Source organism: Pseudomonas sp. GNP013 (genome assembly GCF_054343995.1).
The window spans coordinates 3,108,784-3,128,137 of the sequence record NZ_JBTGUT010000001.1 but is presented as its reverse complement, the minus strand read 5'-3'; the positions used below and the strand labels follow the sequence as shown (position 1 = coordinate 3,128,137).

The 19,354-nt window shown below is 61.4% G+C and carries 22 protein-coding genes; 12 read left to right on the top strand and 10 right to left on the bottom strand.

What is annotated here, in order from left to right:
- Positions 1-48: 48 nt before the first annotated feature.
- The 4 genes from codB to ACXX81_RS13450 form a co-directional block, all read right to left on the bottom strand.
- Positions 49-1,317 (bottom strand): cytosine permease, encoded by a 1,269-nt coding sequence (gene codB, locus ACXX81_RS13465; protein WP_231421651.1) that lies wholly within the window; start codon positions 1,315-1,317, stop codon positions 49-51.
- A gap of 162 nt (positions 1,318-1,479) precedes the next feature.
- Complete coding sequence (locus ACXX81_RS13460; RefSeq protein WP_231421652.1) at positions 1,480-1,920, bottom strand: GNAT family N-acetyltransferase; 441 nt, start codon at positions 1,918-1,920, stop codon at positions 1,480-1,482.
- 84 nt (positions 1,921-2,004) lie between these two features.
- Positions 2,005-2,361, bottom strand: coding sequence for a 6-carboxytetrahydropterin synthase QueD (gene queD, locus ACXX81_RS13455; protein ID WP_003237990.1), 357 nt, complete (start codon positions 2,359-2,361; stop codon positions 2,005-2,007).
- An 89-nt stretch (positions 2,362-2,450) separates the two neighbouring features.
- Complete coding sequence (locus ACXX81_RS13450) at positions 2,451-3,530, bottom strand: patatin-like phospholipase family protein (protein WP_209980891.1); 1,080 nt, start codon at positions 3,528-3,530, stop codon at positions 2,451-2,453.
- Positions 3,531-3,719: 189 nt separating this feature from the next.
- On the opposite strand from ACXX81_RS13450, the gene ACXX81_RS13445 reads away from it, so the two are divergent.
- The 4 genes from ACXX81_RS13445 to ACXX81_RS13430 are packed head-to-tail and all read left to right on the top strand — an operon-like array spanning position 3,720 to position 6,317.
- Entirely contained in the window at positions 3,720-4,022 is a 303-nt protein-coding gene (locus tag ACXX81_RS13445) for a PepSY domain-containing protein (RefSeq protein ID WP_209980894.1), read from the top strand.
- Positions 4,022-4,333, top strand: coding sequence for a PepSY domain-containing protein (locus tag ACXX81_RS13440; RefSeq protein ID WP_209980896.1), 312 nt, complete (start codon positions 4,022-4,024; stop codon positions 4,331-4,333). Before ACXX81_RS13445 ends, ACXX81_RS13440 begins: the two co-directional genes overlap by 1 nt.
- Positions 4,333-5,001, top strand: coding sequence for a response regulator transcription factor (locus ACXX81_RS13435; protein ID WP_057009034.1), 669 nt, complete (start codon positions 4,333-4,335; stop codon positions 4,999-5,001). Before ACXX81_RS13440 ends, ACXX81_RS13435 begins: the two co-directional genes overlap by 1 nt.
- Complete coding sequence (locus ACXX81_RS13430; protein ID WP_458571867.1) at positions 4,998-6,317, top strand: sensor histidine kinase; 1,320 nt, start codon at positions 4,998-5,000, stop codon at positions 6,315-6,317. The genes ACXX81_RS13435 and ACXX81_RS13430 overlap by 4 nt, the downstream gene beginning before the upstream one ends.
- A 313-nt stretch (positions 6,318-6,630) precedes the next feature.
- Here the strand turns inward: ACXX81_RS13430 and ACXX81_RS13425 are convergent, their stop codons facing one another.
- Positions 6,631-8,778, bottom strand: a complete 2,148-nt coding sequence (locus ACXX81_RS13425; RefSeq protein ID WP_458571866.1) for a methyl-accepting chemotaxis protein — start codon at positions 8,776-8,778, stop codon at positions 6,631-6,633.
- Between the two features lie 241 nt (positions 8,779-9,019).
- On the opposite strand from ACXX81_RS13425, the gene ACXX81_RS13420 reads away from it, so the two are divergent.
- A complete protein-coding gene (locus ACXX81_RS13420) occupies positions 9,020-10,339 on the top strand; it encodes a Na+/H+ antiporter family protein (protein WP_209990255.1) in 1,320 nt (439 codons plus the stop codon).
- Between the two features lie 121 nt (positions 10,340-10,460).
- The gene (locus ACXX81_RS13415; RefSeq protein WP_057009037.1) at positions 10,461-11,528 is read left to right on the top strand and encodes an AI-2E family transporter; all 1,068 of its coding nucleotides are present in this window, start codon (positions 10,461-10,463) and stop codon (positions 11,526-11,528) included.
- On the opposite strand, the gene ACXX81_RS13410 is transcribed toward ACXX81_RS13415, so the two are convergent.
- The 3 genes from ACXX81_RS13410 to ACXX81_RS13400 form a co-directional block, all read right to left on the bottom strand.
- Positions 11,525-11,701, bottom strand: coding sequence for a hypothetical protein (locus tag ACXX81_RS13410; protein WP_209980904.1), 177 nt, complete (start codon positions 11,699-11,701; stop codon positions 11,525-11,527). The two genes, ACXX81_RS13415 and ACXX81_RS13410, sit on opposite strands and share 4 nt — an antisense overlap.
- Positions 11,702-11,794: 93 nt before the next feature.
- On the bottom strand, positions 11,795-11,989 hold the full coding sequence (locus ACXX81_RS13405) for a hypothetical protein (RefSeq protein WP_209980906.1): 195 nt from the start codon (positions 11,987-11,989) through the stop codon (positions 11,795-11,797).
- 243 nt (positions 11,990-12,232) lie between these two features.
- Positions 12,233-12,607 (bottom strand): hypothetical protein, encoded by a 375-nt coding sequence (locus tag ACXX81_RS13400; RefSeq protein ID WP_169896687.1) that lies wholly within the window; start codon positions 12,605-12,607, stop codon positions 12,233-12,235.
- Between the two features lie 157 nt (positions 12,608-12,764).
- On the opposite strand from ACXX81_RS13400, the gene ACXX81_RS13395 reads away from it, so the two are divergent.
- Positions 12,765-13,583, top strand: a complete 819-nt coding sequence (locus ACXX81_RS13395; RefSeq protein ID WP_231421730.1) for a shikimate 5-dehydrogenase — start codon at positions 12,765-12,767, stop codon at positions 13,581-13,583.
- Between the two features lie 120 nt (positions 13,584-13,703).
- Here the strand turns inward: ACXX81_RS13395 and ACXX81_RS13390 are convergent, their stop codons facing one another.
- Positions 13,704-14,354: a YceH family protein gene (locus tag ACXX81_RS13390; protein WP_458571865.1), complete on the bottom strand. Its 651-nt coding sequence runs from the start codon at positions 14,352-14,354 to the stop codon at positions 13,704-13,706.
- 115 nt (positions 14,355-14,469) lie between these two features.
- Here ACXX81_RS13390 and ACXX81_RS13385 point away from each other — a divergent pair, with 115 nt between their 5' ends.
- Positions 14,470-14,979: a DUF1993 domain-containing protein gene (locus tag ACXX81_RS13385; RefSeq protein WP_057009041.1), complete on the top strand. Its 510-nt coding sequence runs from the start codon at positions 14,470-14,472 to the stop codon at positions 14,977-14,979.
- A gap of 72 nt (positions 14,980-15,051) precedes the next feature.
- On the opposite strand, the gene nhaR is transcribed toward ACXX81_RS13385, so the two are convergent.
- Positions 15,052-15,954 carry a transcriptional activator NhaR gene (gene nhaR, locus ACXX81_RS13380; RefSeq protein WP_209980913.1) on the bottom strand — a complete coding sequence of 301 codons (903 nt, stop codon included), beginning with the start codon at positions 15,952-15,954 and terminating at the stop codon, positions 15,052-15,054.
- Positions 15,955-16,088: 134 nt separating this feature from the next.
- On the opposite strand from nhaR, the gene ACXX81_RS13375 reads away from it, so the two are divergent.
- The 4 genes from ACXX81_RS13375 to mnmH all read left to right on the top strand — a co-directional run bounded on the left by ACXX81_RS13375 (position 16,089) and on the right by mnmH (position 19,349).
- Positions 16,089-16,340, top strand: coding sequence for a hypothetical protein (locus ACXX81_RS13375; RefSeq protein WP_209980915.1), 252 nt, complete (start codon positions 16,089-16,091; stop codon positions 16,338-16,340).
- Between the two features lie 28 nt (positions 16,341-16,368).
- The gene (locus ACXX81_RS13370) at positions 16,369-17,118 is read left to right on the top strand and encodes a TerC family protein (RefSeq protein ID WP_209980917.1); all 750 of its coding nucleotides are present in this window, start codon (positions 16,369-16,371) and stop codon (positions 17,116-17,118) included.
- A 93-nt stretch (positions 17,119-17,211) separates the two neighbouring features.
- Complete coding sequence (selD, locus tag ACXX81_RS13365; protein ID WP_209980919.1) at positions 17,212-18,246, top strand: selenide, water dikinase SelD; 1,035 nt, start codon at positions 17,212-17,214, stop codon at positions 18,244-18,246.
- Positions 18,246-19,349, top strand: coding sequence for a tRNA 2-selenouridine(34) synthase MnmH (gene mnmH, locus ACXX81_RS13360; RefSeq protein ID WP_458571864.1), 1,104 nt, complete (start codon positions 18,246-18,248; stop codon positions 19,347-19,349). The genes selD and mnmH overlap by 1 nt, the downstream gene beginning before the upstream one ends.
- Positions 19,350-19,354 lie beyond the last annotated feature (5 nt).

The window sequence follows — 19,354 nt, the reverse complement described above, 5'->3', positions numbered from 1 at the left end:
CTAAAAACAATCAGGCGGCCGACAGATTACCATCGGCAAGGGTAAGGCTCATGCCTGCGCGTCAGCCAGTGGTTCGCGTACGTGCAGTACGGCGGTGAGCAGCATGTAGGTCAGGGACGCGGCGACTATCCCCACCAGTGGCGCCACCCAGGGCGAGCTGAACGCCAGCACGGTGCCGACGGCATATGCCGCCAGTCCCGGCCAGTTGAAGGCGGGCAGGCGGGCGACGGCCAGGCGCGGGTAACGGCCACGATAGCGGTAGAAGAAGTCTGCCATGATCACTCCTCCTATCGGGGGGATCACGGTGCCCAGCAGAATCAGGTACGGGACCAGCATGTCATACATGCCCAGCAAGGCCAGCAAGGTGCCGATCACTGCGCCGGCCAGGGTCACGGTCTTGCGGCGGCGAGTGCGTAACAGGTTGCAACCGGCCACGGCGAAGTTGTAAATGGTGTTGTCCTGAGTGCTCCAGATGTTGAGCAGCAACATGGCCATCGCCGCCATGGCAAAGCCTTGCAGCAGCAACACTTCAACCACGTCAGGTTGCTGATAGACGATGGCGCCATAAGCGCCGATCAACACCATCAAGCCATTGCCGACAAAGAATCCGATCAGACTGGCCAGCACCGCGACTCTGGCCGAGCGGGAAAATCGCGTCCAGTTGGTGGCCTGGGTCGCCCCGCTGACAAAGGTACCAAACACCAGTGTGATCGCCGTGGACAGGTTCAACTCACCCGTCGGCACCACCGCCAGCAGGCCATCCAGCCCGCCGACCTGTACCGTTGCCACCCACATCGACAGGCACAGCAGAATGCCCATCGCCGGCACCGCGATATACGACAGGATCTCAAGGCCGCGATACCCCACGTATGCCGTCGCGCAGAACACCAGCCCAAACAGCACCATCAAACCCAGCACGCTGCCCTGGCTCAATGCGAAATATTTGCCCAGTACCACGGCTGCCGTGGCGGTACCCCAGGCATACCAGCCGATCTGGGTAAAACCGAGAATCAGGTCGCTGAGCTTGCTGCCCACCTCGCCGAAACAGAAGCGGCCCATCAGCACGGAGTTCAAGCCGCTTTTGAACGCGATGTATCCCAGTCCTGCAGCGTAGATGCCCAACAGCAGGTTACCCAACGCCACGACACCGAGCATATCGACGAAGCTGAACGCCACACCCAGCTTGCCGCCGGCAAACATGGTCGCGGTAAAAAAGGTGAACCCCAACAGCACCATCGCGGTGGACGCCAAGCCCTTGCGCGCATGCAGCGGGACCTCGCTGAGAGGGTAATCGTTGCCCGGTTCGTACTGCGTCATGTGCCTTGCTCCCTGATGGTTGACGCAGGTGTGTTGCACCGCGCGTGCCAAACCGGCAGGCGGTCAATAATCACTGCACCGTACTTTTAGCCATCTGAAAGACCGGTGCTCACCCAGCGCGAAAGCGGTGCAGCAGTGAGACACATTGGATCGTTAGCTGAGTCAGAGTTGTTTGCTCATATACACCCTGCGCAGGCCGTTCTCGACGCAATGATGGGTTTTTACATAGCCTCTGCGAGTGTAGAGCGCGATATTCTCGGTCATGGCTTCATTGGTGTAGAGGACGATGCTCGTAGCGCCCGACTGAACAGCCTGTTGCTCGGCAAAGTCCATCAACTGCCGCCCGAACCCGAGGCCCTGGGCATTCGGGTCAACGGCCAGGTTCTCCAGCAAGAGCGCATTACTGGCAACGGCCAGGATGATAAAACCCTGAACCCGCCCGCCATCGTCCAGCACATGCACCCCGCCGCAGGCAACCCGTTGGTGATAGTCCTCCAGCATCGGGCCGGGTTTACGACCGATGCGCTCTATGTACGGCGCGTAGGCGGCCTGGACAATGAATTCAATGGCAGTGACATCGTGGGCGGTAGCGGGGCGTATCATTGTTGCGGGCTCCGTCGAAAAATGACTGGTATGTGACCGTGCACAAAAAAGCCACCCGCAGGTGGCTTTCCATTCATCAACCGCTCACTCGCCGCGATAGATGCAACCGCTGGTGCAGGTCTCATGGATGCGGATCGCGCTGAGTTCCGGCAGCAGAGGTTTGAGTTCGGTCCAGATCCACTTGGCCAGCACTTCGCTGGTCGGGTTTTCCAGGCCGGGGATGTCGTTGAGGTAGTTGTGGTCGAGGCGTTCGTAGAGCGGCTTGAAAATTGCCTTGATCTCCGAAAAGTCGCGAATCCAGCCGGTATGGGGATCCAGGTCGCCGCTGAGATGGATCGCCACTTTAAACGAATGCCCATGCAGGCGCCCGCACTTGTGGCCTTCCGGTACATGGGGCAGGCGATGGGCGGATTCGAACGTAAACTCTTTGAAGATTTCCACGGTATTTTCGGCTCGGTCAGGTATCTGGCAGGCGGCGAGTTTAACAGCTTGATCCCGCACTGCGCACACCGTCCCTCGCTCCTGCCGTTTTAGAGGGCCAGCAGCCGCTCGCCCAGCCTGCCGTTATCCGCCAATTGCAGAAACTCATCCCCCAGCCGCTGGCTCTCGCTCATCGCGGTTTGCCAGTATTTGTGGCGACTGGCGTCATCGCCCATGAAGCGCTTGAAATCGCTGCGGTCAGGCAGTTTGCCGTGGGGCAGACGAGCGAGGTAGTCCTTTGAGGGCGCCAGTAGCAACACATCCTGCAAACCCTGTTGACTGCTGCGGCGCCATGGCAGGCCCTTGTCGAACCAGCCTGGAATGACCCGGTCGGTAAAGTGCGGGTACAGCACGATGTCATCACCGCTGTAGGGCAGGTCGAGGTGGTAATCCAGCAGGCCGCCGTCGCGGTAGGTGCCTGCGCCTGCGCCGGGCAGGTCGCGCACGCCTTGCATCACCATGGGGATCGAGCCGGAGGCGAGCAGCGCCTGGCGCAGGTTGCCCACACCCAGCGCAATGAAGCGCGACGGGAAATCCTTCAAGGGGTGCACCGGCGGCGCCTGGCGCGGGTCGTGGATGATCAGCCGCTCGAAATGCCGCGACAGCCGTGCGCGAGCGCGCAGGTTGTCGGCAATCACCGACGACAGGCCCAGACCCAGCCGTCCGCGGTGGTCATCGGCGAGCAGGCCGTGGCTTTTGACCACCATGATGTTCAGCCGATAGTCGGGATTGTCCAGCACCTGTGCATCGCGGCCGGCCAGTAGATCGTCGAGCATGCGCTGGCAACTGCGGGTGACCTCGGAAATGGTCACGCCTTTGGCAAACCGTTGTTCGTTATACAGCCGTCCGAGATCAAGCAGGCCTTGCACCGGGTCGGGCAGGCACGCGCTGGCAAACCGCCAGGAACCGATGGACGCGCCGATCAGTGCGCGCTCACGCGGTGTACGGCGCAGCCAGTCGCCAAACAGCGCCAGGTCCAGACCCTGGATCCCCAAAGCCTTGGGGCCGCCAGCTGCGCCCGGCAGGATGCCGACCTCGGCAGGCCCAAGGCCTTGCTCACGGATACGGGTGAATGCGCGTTTACCCGCCTTGAGCGTCAGGGCGGAAAACTTGACATGAATAGCGGCCATACAGGTCTCAAACTGAAGGAGCGAGTTCGCTCGCGAAAAACGCCAACCATAACGCGAGTATCCGGAATAAACAGAGTGACGTTGAGATTTTTCTTATGGAAAATTGCCATGGTGGCAATTCAGTTTGAGTTAAGTTGCAGCGCGTACCGTCGCAGATGTAGGAAATACATCCTGAAACGGAGACTCATCATGAAGCGCCCCACAGCGCTGGTCGCCGCCGGTATCATCGCTGCGTTTGCGGTGCAGGCGTGGGCAGTGAACCCCGACAAACCACCGAATGTGCCCGGCGCTGTTACCATTGTCGCCTTCGATCAGCTTGAAGCCACGGCGCTGGCTTTGCATCCGGGTTCGACCCTGTTGGACACCGACCTGGACGAGCACTATGGCCGGTACATCTATGAGGTCGAGATCGAGGATGCCCATGGCGTCGAATGGGACGTTGAACTGGACGCGCTCTCCGGGCACGTTCTCAAGAATCATCAGGATACGTAATGACGGTATATCGACGCGTCGCGAGTCTGGCAGTGCTGGTGCTCCTGGCCTTCTGCTCAAGCCTGGCCGCCCGCGACCTCAACCAGGACGAAGCGCTGGCGCTGCGCCAGCAGGGAGTGATCCTGCCGCTGGAGCAACTGCTGCAGCAGGCGATGGCGCGGCATCCCGGGTCCAGACTGCTGGAAGCGGAGCTTGAGAAAAAGCACGGCGAGTATGCTTATGAAGTCGAACTGGTGACGACTGACGGCGTGGTGCGCGAAATCAAACTCGACGCCACCACCGGTGTGCTGATCAAAGATAAGGAAGACTGATGCGCCTGCTACTGGTGGAAGACAACGTACCGCTGGCCGATGAACTGCTGGCTGGCCTGCAGCGTCAGGGTTACGCGGTCGACTGGCTGGCCGATGGGCGCGACGCCGTGTATCAGGGCCGCAGCGAACCCTATGACCTGATCATCCTCGACCTTGGCCTGCCGGGCCTGCCCGGGCTCGACGTACTGGCGCAGTGGCGCGCAGCGGCATTGGCCACGCCGGTGCTGATTCTGACCGCCCGCGACTCCTGGGCCGAACGCATCGAAGGGCTCAAGGCCGGCGCCGACGATTACCTGAGCAAGCCCTTTCACCCTGAAGAACTGCACCTGCGCATCCAGGCGCTGTTACGTCGCTCCCATGGGCACGCGAACCAGCCGACCTTGCAAGCGGCCGGTCTGCATCTGGATGAAGGCCGCCAGTGCGTGCTGCGCGACGGTGAGGAAATCCAGCTGACTGCCGCGGAATTTCGCCTGCTGCGCTATTTCATGCTGCACCCCGAACAGATCCTGTCGAAAAGCCATCTGGCCGAGCACCTGTATGACGGTGAGACGGAGCGCGACTCCAATGTGCTGGAAGTGCACGTCAATCACCTGCGTCGCAAGTTGGGTCGCAGTGTGATCGAAACCCGGCGCGGCCAGGGTTACCGGTTTGGCGCCAGCCCTGCATGAGGTCGATCCAGCGGCGCCTGAGCCTGGGGTTGATCAGCGTGATGGTGATCGTCGGCGTGGTGCTGGCGCAAACCAGCCTATGGTTGTTCGAGGCCGGATTGCAGCGCTACCTGGAAGCCGGTCTGCGTAACGACAGCGAGAACCTGCTGGTGGCGCTGGTGCGCGGGCCGGGCGGCGTGCAGCTGGATGAGCAACGCCTGTCGCCGGCCTATCAGCGGCCCTTTTCGGGGCATTATTTCCGTATCGATTTTGCCGACACCCACTGGCGTTCCCGTTCACTGTGGGACCAGGAACTGCCCAGGCTGCCCGAGACCGGTCTGAAGGGTAACCTGCAGTTGGGGCCGGAAGGCCAGCAACTGCTGGTATTGCGTTCGGATTACAAACGCTTTGGCCAGTCGATTTCCATCAGCGTGGCCCAGGACTACACGCCGGTGCGCGAAAGCTTTCGGCTGATGCGTCAGATCGGTCTGGTGATGGGGCTGGCGGCCTTGTTGTTGGTGCTGGTGCTGCAACGGGTCACTGTGCGCCGAGCCTTGCGCCCGCTGGAAACCGCGCGTAACCAGATCGCCCAACTGCAACAAGGCCAGCGCTCGCAACTGGACACCCAGGTGCCGCTGGAGCTGGAGCCGTTGGTGGCGCAGATCAACCACCTGCTGGCCCACACCGAAGACAGCCTCAAGCGTTCACGCAATGCTTTGGGCAACCTTGGCCACGCGCTGAAAACGCCGTTGGCCGTGATGCTGAGTGCGGCGTCGAGCGAGGCGCTCAGGGAGCACCCGCAGTTAAGCAAACTGCTGCGTGATCAGCTTGAGCAGGTGCAACAACGCCTTAACCGTGAGCTCAACCGCGCGCGCCTGGCCGGCGAAACCCTGCCGGGTGCATTGTTTAACTGTGAACAGGAGCTGCCGGGCCTGCTCGCCACCTTGAACATGATCCACGGCGAACACCTGGGCCTGAGCTACCAGGTTGCTCCCGGACTGCAACTGCCGTGGGACCGCGAAGATTTGCTGGAGCTGCTCGGCAACCTGCTGGACAACGCCTGCAAATGGGCGGATGCCGACGTACGGCTGACGATCAGCGAAACCGAAAAGAGTTACCTGCTGGCCGTGGAAGATGACGGCCCGGGTATTCCCGAGGCCCAGCGGCAGCAAGTGCTGAGCCGTGGTACCCGCCTGGACGAACAGATCGACGGCCACGGCCTGGGCCTGGGCATCGTGCGTGACATCGCCGAGGTGTGGGGAGGGGTGTTGCAGTTGCAGGAATCCGAATTGGGTGGCCTGAAGGTACTGATCGAATTACCCAAACGCCATTCCTGAGTTGCCAAAAACCAAGGTGCGGGGGAAGCGCTCAAGCTGAAGTAATGACTGCGTACGCGCTATTTCAGGCAGCCACATCCCAGTGGTGAGCGGGCTTGTTGTGGCGAGCGGGCTTGCCCCGCGTTGGGGTGCGTAGCGCCCCCCATCGAGCAAAACGCGGTGTACCTGATACGGCTCAGCGCCTGGCTTTGGGGCTGCTGCGCAGCCCAACGCAGGACAAGCCTGCTCGCCACAGGGAATCTGCGCTTAACTGAACGGCATTAGGGCAAGCCCGCTCGCCACGGAGGCTGCTGGTGCCGTTGCCTCCTGAGGCTTACACCCTGAACTGATCCATCAACCCCTGTTGCTGATTGGCCAGGCTGTTCAATGCCTGGCTCACCCGCGCCGACTCATTGGCCTGCTCCGACAAGGATTCGGTGACATCCCGGATCGTCGCCACGTTGCTGTTGATCTCCTCGGCCACCGCGCTTTGTTCTTCTGCGGCGCTGGCGATCTGCAGGTTCATGTCGCTGATCACCGTGACCGCCTCGCCAATCTGACGCAGTGCGGTCACCGCCTGGCCGACCTGTTCGACGCTGCCCTGGGCCTGGCGATAGCTGTTGCCCATGGCGCCCACCACGGTTTCAGTGCCGCCTTGCAACTGCTCGATCACCCGCCGGGTTTCTTCCACCGACTCCTGAGTGCGTCGCGCCAGGTTGCGCACTTCGTCGGCCACCACCGCAAAGCCGCGACCGGCCTCACCGGCGCGGGCGGCCTCAATGGCAGCGTTCAGCGCCAGCAGGTTGGTCTGCTCGGCAATGGCGCGAATCACTTCCAGCACCGAGCCGATTTTCTCGCTGTTGACGGCCAGGCCTTCGACCTGAGCCATGGCGGTGCTCATATCAGCGGCAAGTTCACCGATATTGCGCGTGGTGCGGTCGATCACCGTCAGGCCTTCGCGGGTCGCCTGGTCGGCATCGCGTGCGGCCTGAGCGGCCTGAGCGGCACTGCGGGCCACGTCCTGCGCGGTGGCGCTCATCTCATGGGAGGCGGTGGCCACCTGATCGACCTGGCGATACTGCTGTTCCATGCCGGCGCTGGTCTGAGTGGCAATCGCGGCGGATTGGTCAGCGGTGCCGCGGGCGTCCTGCACCGAGCGTTTGACCTCGGCAATAATCGGTTGCAGCTTGTCGAGGAAACGGTTGAACCAGCCGGCCAGTTGCCCCAGCTCATCCTGTTTGGCGTAGGCCAGGCGGCGGGTCAGGTCGCCTTCGCCGCTGGCGATATCTTCCAGCATGCGCGCCACACCGAGGATCGGCCGTGTCACGCTGCGGGCCATCAGCCACACCAGGATCAGGCCGAGCACGGCGGCCAGCAGGCCCAGGCTTGACTCCAGCCAGGTGCCGCGGGCGTTGTCGGCATCCAGTTGCGCCTTCAGCGCTTCGGCCGGGCCCATCAGGACTTTTTCCGGCACATCCAGCAACACCCCCCAGGGTTTGCCGTCTGGAATGGGGGTGAACGGCGCGAGCACTTTCAATTGATGATCGGCGCGCAGGCTGCGTACCTGGGTGCTTCCGGCGAGTGCGCTGATCAGTTGCGCGCCGCTGGTGCGGTCGACCTGGTCCAGGCGTTGGCTGAGCTTGCTCGCATCCGGGCTGTAGCCGGCGAGCACACCGGTGGGGCTGAGGATACTGACCTGGGTCTGGCCGTCATACAGTTTCTGGCTGGCCTGCTGGCTCACTGCCTGCAGGCTGTTGAGGTTGATGTCCACCGACAGTGAAGCGACGACCTTGCCATCGACCATCAGCGGAAACACGATGCTGGTCATCAGCACGTTTTGCCCGTCGATCACATAAAAATACGGTTCGATCACGCAAGGTTTGAGGGTGGTGCGCGGGCACGTGAACCAGGCGTTGGCCTTCTCGCCACTGGGACCGACGGAAACATCCGCCATGTCGCTTTCCGGCAGCGCCATGGAGGTGATCTTGCCCGGTGTCGGTTGCGACCAGTACAGCGCGAAACGTCCCTTTTCATTGCTGCCCAGTTCGGCCTGATTGGCGAACAGCTCATCCTTGCCGTCCAGTGCATTGCTTTCGAACACCAGGGACAGGCCGAGCAGATCGGGGTTGGCCTGCAATGCGGCCTTGACCTGCCGGGTCAGGTCTTCGCGCGTGTCGAAGGCGTCGAGAAAACGTTTTTCGGCCTGTTCGCGCAGGAACAGTACCTGACGGGAAAAACCGTGGCCGTACTGGTAGGCGTCCATGAACTGCCGGCGAATGTTCAGTGCCTGTCCCTCACCCTGTGCCTCGATGCGAGCCTGCGCCGCCTCATCGAGCATTTGCATGCTGGCCGCCTTGACCTGTGCCGAACTGTGTTCCATGCGATACAGCGACAGGCCCACGAGCAGGGTGACGATGCCCAGCAGGCACAAACCGGCGAGCAGGGTGATTTTCCATTGAATGGACAGTTGTCTAAGGGACATCAAAAAGCATCCTTAACCTGAAGGCACAGAGAACTACTGTGTCGGCTGCGGCGAAGGATTCTTTATTCAACTGATCCATCGAACCTGAAAACGGCGCCGTTTTTTGACATGCGGCCCTGCCTGCTGCAAAGTGCGCGCCCTCTAACAAGACCTCCTTGACGCCTGTTCGCCGGTCGCCCTATTCATTGGCTGCGCGCGCGGGCATGCCTGTCTTTTTATGTTTCTGCTTGAGGTAACCATGATTAACGCAGTCATCGCCGCGGTCGGCACCATGCTGGTGCTCAGCCTGTCCCGCGTGCATGTGGTCATCGCCATCATTATTGGCGCGCTGGTGGGAGGCTTGACCGGTGGCCTGGGCATCGAGGCCACGCTTCAGGCGTTCAACGGCGGCTTGGGCGGCGGTGCGACCGTGGCCCTGTCCTACGCATTGCTCGGTGCTTTCGCGGTGGCGATTGCCAAATCCGGCTTGGCCCATGCGCTGGCGGACAAAGCGCTGATGCTGGTCGATCGCCAGGAAGCCACCGGTGGCAGCCACGTCAAATGGCTGTTGATCGGACTGCTGTGGGTGGTGGCGATTGCCTCGCAGAACATCCTGCCGATCCATATCGCGTTCATCCCGTTGCTGGTGCCTCCGTTGCTGTATGTGCTGACCAAGCTGCAACTGGACCGCCGCCTGATCGCCTGCGTGATGACTTTCGGCCTGATCACGCCGTACATGTTCTTGCCAGTGGGCTTCGGCAATATCTTTCTCAACCAGATCCTGCTGGCCAACGTGGCCAAGAGCGGGGTGGACGTAAGCCAGGTCAACGTCACCCACGCCATGGGCCTGCCGGCACTGGGCATGGTGGTCGGCCTGCTGGTGGCCGTGTTTGTCAGCTACCGCAAAAAGCGCGTGTATGACCTCGAGAAAATCGAGCGTGTCGAGCAGGTGGCCGTGCAGTACAACCCGCTGACCCTGCTGGTGGCCGGCCTGGCGATTGCCTCGGCGTTCATCATTCAGTTATGGCTGGATTCGATGATCATCGGCGCCTTGGCCGGGTTCCTGATCTTCTCGGTATCGGGCATCGTGCGCTGGCGCGAAACCGATGATCTGTTCACCGAAGGCATGAAAATGATGGCGATGATCGGCTTCATCATGATCGCCTCGTCGGGCTTTGCCGAAGTGCTCAAGGCCACCGGTGACGTGCGTTCGCTGGTGGAAACCTCGGCGGCCTTCATCGGCCACAGCCGTGGGGTGGGGGCGTTGTTGATGCTGCTGGTGGGCCTGCTGGTGACCATGGGCATTGGCTCGTCGTTTTCCACGGTGCCGATTCTCGCAGCGATCTTCGTGCCGCTGTGCGTGCAACTGGGCTTCAGTCCGCTGGCCATCGTGTGCATCGTCGGCACGGCCGGCGCGCTGGGCGACGCCGGTTCGCCTGCCTCCGACTCCACCCTCGGCCCGACCTCCGGCCTGAACATCGACGGCCAGCATCACCATATCTGGGACACCGTGGTGCCGACCTTTCTGCACTACAACATCCCGTTGCTGGCCTTCGGCTGGATCGCCGCGATGACCCTCTGAGGCGAACGCCGCCATCGACCGATGTACGGCGGCTACGCTCAGTGCAACAAAGATGGCACTCGCAGGATTCGCTGCGGACTAAGCAGCAGGATGCACCCCGCTTTTTTCACACGGACCGGACATGAACGCGACCAACCTTCAATTCAAAACCCTGCTGCTGATGCTGGTCCTGGTGACCGTGGCGTTCATCTGGATATTGCTGCCGTTCTACGGCGCGGTGTTCTGGGCAGTGATCCTCGGCATCATCTTTGCGCCCATGCAGCGCCGCGTGCAGACGAAATTCGGCTGGAACCGCAACCTCACGTCCCTGACCACGTTGACGGCGTGTCTGGTGATCGCGATCCTGCCGGTGATCATCACCAGCGCCCTGCTCGTGCAGGAGGGCGCCACGCTGTACAAGAACATCGAAAGCGGCAAGCTGGATGTGGCCGGTTATATCGAGCAGTTCAAGAACTTCCTGCCGCCTTACTTCCAGCACCTGCTGGACCGGTTTGGCATGGGCAATCTGGAGGGGCTGCGCGAAAAGATCGTCAAGGGCGCGATGCAGGGCAGCCAGTTTTTTGCGTCACAGGCGTTCAGCTTTGGCCAGGGTACGTTTGATTTCCTGGTGAGCTTTTTCATCATGCTGTATCTGCTGTTTTTCCTGCTGCGCGATGGCCCGGAGCTGGTGCGCAAGGTGCGTACCGCGGTGCCGCTGGCCGAGCCGCAGAAGCGTCGCCTGCAATTGAAGTTCAACCGGGTGGTGCGGGCGACGGTCAAGGGCAACGTATTGGTGGCGGTGACTCAGGGCGCGCTGGGCGGCTTGATTTTCTGGTTTCTCGACATTCCCAGCGCGCTGCTCTGGGCCGTGCTGATGGCGTTTCTATCTTTGTTGCCGGCGGTCGGCGCGGGGATTGTCTGGGCGCCAGTGGCGGTTTACTTCCTGCTCAGCGGGGCGATCTGGCAGGGTGTGGTGCTGGGGCTGTTCGGCGTGTTCGTGATCGGCCTGGTCGACAACGTGTTGCGCCCGATTCTGGTCGGCAAGGACACCAAGATGCCGGACTACCTGATCCTGATCTCGACCCTGGGCGGTCTGTCGGTGTTTGGCCTCAACGGCTTCGTGATCGGTCCGCTGGTGGCAGCGCTGTTCATGTCCAGCTGGGCGCTGTTTGTGGAGACCAAGCCGCGGGTCAAGTTGCCGTTGCCTTAAGCGCGAAGCGACGTTTGTTGCAGCTGCTGTTTTGCATCAGACAGTGACAGGAGCGGGCCACTGATGGGCTCGCCGTTGCTTACCAGGTACCAGCAGGCCAGCAGACCCCTGTTGCGCAGGGAGGCGGGAACGGCGGTGCCGACGACGGACATGATGTGAACGGTGGTGGGCATACAGACCTCCAAACGTGATGATGGGGCTACCTTAAGCGGCATGAAGGCACGGGAAAAATCATCTGTCTCGATAGTCGTCATCAACGCCAGGCGTTACTCCACCACCTGATCAAGCATGTGCACCACTTCCGCTTCACTGAGCACGCCTTTGCGCACCAGATTTTCCGCCAGCAACGCCAGGAACTTCGCGTTGCGGTGGCCTTCCAGGTGCTTGAGTTCGGTCAATGCGTTGTAGACCTTGCTGGATGTGCACAGGCCTGCGGTGCGGTGTGGGTTTTGCGTGGGCATGGTCAGTCGTCCTTTGTTGTTATTGGGTGGACAGGCGCGGTGATGAGCGTGTGAGTGGCTCCAACATGCCAGCGCCGGCCCCGGTCAAGCAAGCAGACTTTGACATCAATGATGTGGGATTACGCGTTGGTCGCTGTCCTCAAAACGACCCCCAAGCGGCTGAGTCGGACGTAGCCCCCATGAATTGCGCGCAAAAAAAGGCCCCGCGTGTGGGCGGGGCCTGTTCATACAAGGTGATGACGCTTACCAGCCGCGGCCGTAGTAGCCATGGGGAGGACCGTAGTAGTGGGCAGGTCCGTAATAGCCGCGCGGTGGGCCGTAATAGACCGGAGCCGGGCGATAATAGACCTCGCGCTGCACATACACCGGTGGCGGCGGGGCGTAGTAGACCGGTGGTGGCGCCGCATAGACCGGCTGCGGTTGCACATACACCGGTTGCTGTTGCACATAGACCTCACGGGGCTGGTTGGCCACCACGGAGCCCACTACGGCGGCGCCCACCAGTGCACCCAAGACGGCAGGGCCACCCCATCCACCACCGTGGGCGGAGGCTTGGCCGGCCATTGCGAGTGCGCCGATAAGCAAGGCGATCCTGGGGAGTTTACGCATCATGGTCATTCCTCGGTTAGCCCCTGCGCTTGTGGTCTGCAATCAATAGACTCAAGTAATGTCGCGGGGATACTTTTAAGACAACGTATTTCTGAAAAACAGCACAGCCGCCAGGTAAAGGTTGTGTAAGGTCTGTACCGATTTGCTTACTTTCAAGGAGCTACCCATGCAGATGCACCCCAACAAGGACACCCAGCTGTGCATGTCACTGTCGGCGCGTCCCGGAAATTTTGGCCTGCGTTTCCATAACCATCTGTACGAGCAGTTGGGCTTGAATTTCTACTATAAGGCCTTCAGCAGCCGCGATCTGCGCGGCGCGATCGGCGGCATCCGAGCGCTGGGAGTACGCGGTTGCGGGGTGTCCATGCCGTTCAAGGAGGCTGCCATTGCCTTGGTGGACGAACTTGACGAGTCGGTTCAAGCCATTGATTCCCTGAACACCATCGTCAACACCGATGGCCATCTCAAGGCGTACAACACCGACTATATCGCCATCGAACAACTGCTGAAAAAACATACGGTGCCCAAGGATTCCACGTTTGCCCTGCGCGGCAGCGGCGGCATGGCCAAAGCTGTGGCCAGTGCACTGCGCGATGGCGGCTATGCCAACGGCGTGATCGTGGCGCGCAACGAAGCGGCGGGCCGGGCGCTGGCGCAGAACCTGGGCTATGAATGGCAGGCGCACCTGGGCGAACTGCGCCCGCAGATGCTGATCAACGTGACCCCGATCGGCATGACCGGCGGATCGGAAGCGGATCAGTTGGCGTTTGACGCCGATGCGGTGGATAGCGCGGACACGGTGTTCGATGTGGTGGCGATTCCTGCCGAAACACCGTTCATCCTACGAGGCAGGGCCAAAGGCAAACGAGTGATTACCGGGCTGGAGGTGATCGCGATTCAGGCACTGGAGCAGTTTGTGCTTTACACCGGCGTACGGCCGACGAATGAGCAATTCGAGGCGGCAGTCGCCTTCGCCCGGGGTTGAAGCCCTGTGCCGATCCAAATGTGGGAGGGGGCTTGCTCCCGATGGCGGTGGGTCAGCAACAAATTCAGTGACTGACACTTCGCCATCGGGCGCAAGCCCCCTCTCACCTAGGTCACCGTGTTACGCCTGTTCCAGTTGTGCCAGGCGCTCTTCAAGGGCGGCAATGCGCGCTTCCAGTTCTTCAATGCGCTCAACCGGGACGCCCTGCGCCCCACGTTCCACCGGACTTCCGCGCGCCGCGATGATCACTTCGATATCCGCCGGGTCGCCCAGTGCATGGGTGTAGCGGTCTTCGCGCTGCCCCGCCTGGCGCGGTACCAACAGCGCCAGGCCTCGCGCAATCAGGCGTTCGAGTTGGTGCATCACCTGCTCGGCGTCTTCGAAGTCATGCATGCGCCCGCTGCGGGTCAGCAACTCGTTGACCGTCTGCGGCCCGCGCAGAAACAGCAGGCCGATAAGAATCACCTGGGCCGGCACCAGTTCCAGGGCTTTTTCCACACGGTGTTCCCAGCGGTCGGCGCGGCTGCCCATCACCAGCCGGGTAAAGCCCTGACCTTCGAGTACGCGCAGGCTTTGGCCGACCTGACCCGGGCTCAGGTTCATCACCGGCTCGCGGCTGGTCTTCTGGTTGCAGGCCAGCACCAGCGCGTTGAGGGTCAGGGGGTAGGTTTCCGGGTTGGTCGCCTGTTTTTCGATCAGGCAGCCCAGGATGCGGATTTCCGTGCTGTTCAGGCGCGGCTCAGGGGTGTCGGTGTCGTGCTCGGCGGTCATCGCGCTTTCCCTATGCAGTGAGAGCACTAGCCTATGCCGGAAAAAATAAAAGACAAGCGGCTGGCATGCCTATAATCGACGCTGGTTCAAACCCTGCCATAACCGTGAGACTGTCATGACTATTTCCCTGTACGCCGCCTCAATCCCGGTCTTCAAGCAAATGCTCAGCGCCCTGAGCGATGTGCTGAACAAAGCCGAAGCCCACGCCACCGCCAAAAACATCGAGCCGAACGCGCTGCTGCAGGCGCGCCTGTTCCCGGACATGTTCGCACTGGTGCGCCAGGTGCAGATCGCCGTCGACTTCGCCAAGGGTGTCTCGGCACGCCTGGCCGAGATCGACGTGCCCAAGTACGAGGACAACGAAGTCACCTTCGCCGACCTGCAAGCGCTGATCGCCAAGGTGCTGGCCTTCATCGACACCCTCAAGCCCGAGCAGATCGACGGCAAGGAAGGCATCGAGATCGTCACCCGCCCAGGCACACCGAAAGAGAAGCGCTTCACTGGCCAGTCCTACCTGTTGACCTACGGCCTGCCGCAGTTCTTCTTCCATGTCACTACGGCCTATGCACTGCTGCGTCATAACGGTGTGGAAGTGGGCAAGCGTGATTACATGGGCGCGTTCTAAGCAGCCATTTACAAAAAAACCGGGGTGGATCTTCAATGAGCCACTCCGGTTTTTTTGTGTCTGCGTTGGCGGTCAGGGCAGGGCGGTAAACAACTCGCGTCGTGCGCCTTCGGTAATCGCCACGATGCCGGGGTGCTTGACCTTGCGCTCCACCGAGATGGCGTAGAACGACTCGGTCACCGCATCGGTCTGGCCAATTAAAGCCACGCCGTACTGGCGCACCACCTCGTCGGCAATCACGCTGGGGGCGATGAATATGCCGCTGCCGGATTGGCCGAAGGCCTGCATCAAAGCGCTGTCGTCGAACTCGCCGATGATCTTCGGCTGGATCTGCTGCTCGGCAAACCAGCGCTGCAAACGGCTGCGCACCACCGTCTCCGCGCCCGGAATCAACAATGGCGCGCCCTGCAAGCAGTGTGGGAAAGCGCCGGGATGCCGGTCGGCCAAGGCCTGGGTGGCGAAAAAACTGATGCCGCATTCGCCCAGTTTCTGGCTGTAGCCCTTGATGTCGAGGTGCGTCGGCATCGGGCTGTCAGAGATCACCAGGTCCAGGCGCTGGATCGCCAGGTCTGCCAATAACCGTTCGAGCTTGTCTTCGCGGCAGGTGATGCGCAGCGGCTCGCTCAACTCCATGGTGGGCGCGATCAGCCGGTAAACAATGGACTTGGGCACCACATCCGCCACCCCGACCCGGAACAGGATCTGCTGTTCATCCGGTTGCGCGCGCAACATCGCCTCCAGTTCATTGCCGGTCTGGAACATCTGTTCGGCGTAGGGCAGGGCCTTGCGCCCGGCCTCGGTGAGTTCCAGCTGGCGTCCTACCCGCTGAAACAATGCGATGCCATAGGTATGTTCGAGCAGGCTGATCTGCCCGCTGATGGTCTGCGGCGTGAGGTTCAGTTGCTCGCAGGCGCGCACGATGCTGCCTGTCTTGGCCACCACCCAGAAGTAGTGCAGTTGTCGGTAATTGAGCATGGCGACCTACACTTCGTGAAAATCGAAGTATACGTGAGAAAAATACGAATTTTACTGAACTGTCCGCCTGCATAGAATGCCTCGCTATCACGGGGCCACTCTCTGGACCCATTGGTTCTAACGAGGAATGCATCATGAAACTCAATTCCCTGGGCGCGGCGTCCTTGCTTGCGCTTTCATTGGTGATGATCAGTGGGTGTGATCAGGTCGAAAAAAGTGCACAGCAGGTGTTGGGCAAAGCCACCGAATCGGCCAAGCAGGCCATCGATGACACCCACAAGGCCGCCGAACAGGCGTTGAGCGAGGCGACACAAGGCCTGATCAGCCCGCAAAAAAAGGATGATCAGGAAAAAAACGAGTCAGACTCCAATACCCAAGACACCTAACCTCCCGGCACAACCTCAGGACTGACCTATGGACTACCTTTTACAACTGGCCGCCAGCCCCACCGCCTGGATCGCCCTGGCGACCCTGATCGTCATGGAAATCGTGCTGGGCATCGACAACCTGATCTTCATCTCGATCCTCACCAACAAACTGCCGGAGAAACATCGGGCGAAGGCGCGGCGCATCGGTATCAGCATGGCGCTGATCCTGCGTCTGGGCCTGTTGAGCACCATCGCGTTCATCGTGCAACTGACGGCCCCGGTGTTCGAGATCTTCGGCCAGGCGTTTTCGTGGAAAGACATGATCCTGATCGCCGGTGGCCTGTTTCTGGTGTGGAAGGCGACCACCGAGATCCATCACAGCATGGACCCGGAGCCAGAGGAAAAGACCAGCACCGGCAACGCCGTTACCATCGGTTTTGCCGCGGCCATCGGCCAGATCCTGCTGCTGGACCTGGTGTTCTCCATCGACAGTATCATCACCGCCGTGGGCATGACCGAACACTTGCCGATCATGATCATTGCCGTGGTGACCTCGGTGATCGTGATGCTGGTGGCGGCCGAACCTTTGGCCAGGTTCATCAACGACAACCCGACCGTGGTGATGCTGGCCCTGGGCTTTTTGATCATGATCGGCATGACGCTGATCGCCGAAGGCTTCGGTGCCCATGTGCCCAAAGGCTACGTGTATGCGGCCATGGCCTTCTCGGCGGTGATCGAATGCCTGAACATCGCCCGGCGTAACCGCCACAAGCGTTTGCTTGCTGCCCGTCAGTAAGCGCTAAAACAAACAGGCCGGCTGCGCTCACAAGCGCAAGCCGGCCTTTTGCTGTCTGCTAGAATCGTCCCACTTGATAGCTTGAGGTTTCCCATGAACGAGCCGATTCGCCTTACCCAGTACAGCCACGGCGCGGGATGTGGCTGCAAGATTTCGCCCCAGGTGCTGGAAGTGATCCTTGCCGGCAGCGGCGCGCAAAACCTCGACCCCAAGCTGTGGGTGGGCAACGCCTCGCGCGACGATGCGGCGGTGTACGCCATCGACGACGAGCGTGGCGTGGTCTCCACCACTGACTTTTTCATGCCGATTGTCGATGACCCCTTCGACTTCGGCCGCATCGCCGCCACCAATGCCATCAGCGATATCTACGCCATGGGCGGCGACCCACTGATGGCCATCGCGATCCTTGGCTGGCCGGTCAATGTGCTGGCGCCGGAGGTGGCTCGCGAAGTCATCCGTGGCGGCCGTTCGGTGTGCGACGAAGCCGGCATTCCATTGGCGGGCGGGCACTCGATCGACGCGCCCGAGCCGATCTTCGGCCTGGCCGTTACGGGCCTGGTGCACAAGCGCCACATGAAGCGCAACGACACCGCCACCGCCGGTTGCCGGCTGTACCTGACCAAGCCCCTGGGCATCGGCATCCTCACCACGGCGGAAAAAAAGGGCAAGCTGCGCGAGTCGGATATCGGCCTGGCCCGGGACTGGATGTGCACCCTCAACAAACCGGGCAGCCGCTTTGGCAAGTTGGCCGGGGTGACCGCCATGACCGACGTCACCGGTTTTGGTCTGTTGGGCCATCTGGTGGAAATGGCCGACGGCAGTGGCCTTACGGCGCGCATCGAATACGAAAAGGTGCCACGCCTGCCAGGGGTGGAATACTACCTCGACCAGGGCTGCGTGCCCGGCGGTACCTTGCGTAATTTCGACAGCTACGCGAAAAAGCTCGGGCGCGTGCAGGAGCTGCACAAGCGCGTATTGTGCGACCCGCAAACCAGCGGTGGCCTGCTGATCGCCGTCACGCCTGAAGGCGACGCCGAGTTTCACGCCGTGGCGGCGGAGCTGGGCCTGAACCTTACGCCAATCGGCGAATTGCTCGAGCGACAGACCAACGCGGTCGAGGTGATTTGATGGCGGCCGACATCACCGATTACCGCGACATTTTCCTCAACGACCGGCCGATGATGGACACCCGCGCGCCGGTTGAATTCATCAAGGGCGCGTTCCCGGGGGTGATCAACCTGCCGCTGATGACCGACCACGAGCGCCAGCGGGTCGGCACCTGCTACAAGCAGAACGGCCAGCAAGCCGCAATCGTCCTGGGCCACGCGTTGGTGTCCGGGGCGATCAAGGCTCAGCGTATCGAGCAATGGGCGCACTTCGCCCAGGCCCATCCCCATGGTTACCTGTACTGCTTTCGCGGCGGGCTGCGCTCGCAGATCGTGCAGCAATGGCTGAAGACCGAAGCCGGCATCGAATACCCCCGCGTCGGCGGTGGCTACAAGGCCATGCGTACGTTCCTGGTGGACACCCTCGAGCAAGCGACTGCCCAGTGTGATTTCGTGCTGCTCGGCGGCATGACCGGCACCGGCAAGACCGAAGTGCTCGGCCAGTTGCACAACGCCCTTGACCTGGAAGGCCACGCCAACCATCGCGGCTCCAGCTTCGGCAAGCGCGCCACGGCGCAACCGTCCAACATCGACTTCGAGAACCGCCTGGCGGTGGACCTGCTGAAAAAACGCGCCGCCGGCGTCGAGCAGTTCGTGGTCGAGGACGAGAGCCGCATGATCGGCAGTTGTGCGTTGCCGCTGCCGTTGCACAAAGGCATGCAGCGCTTTGCGATGGTGTGGCTGGAAGACAGCGTGGAAGGGCGCGTGGAACGGATCCTGCGCGACTATGTGGTGGACCTGTGTGCCGAGTTCATTACAGTGTTTGGCGAGCAGGGCCAGGCGCTGTTTGCCGAACGCCTGACCCAGAGCCTGGCCAATATCCACAAGCGCCTGGGCGGCGAACGCTTCCAGCGGTTGCAGGCGATTCTGCAGGACGCTCTGGCGGAGCAGGCGCGCAGTGGCGAGGTGCATTTGCACCGGGTGTGGATTGAGGGGTTGTTGCGTGAGTACTACGACCCGATGTACGCCTTCCAGCGCGAGAGCAAAGGTGCACGGATCGAGTTTGCGGGGGAGCAGAGGGCTGTCGTGGAGTATTTGCGCGAGCGTGGTATACGGCACGGTTAAAGGGT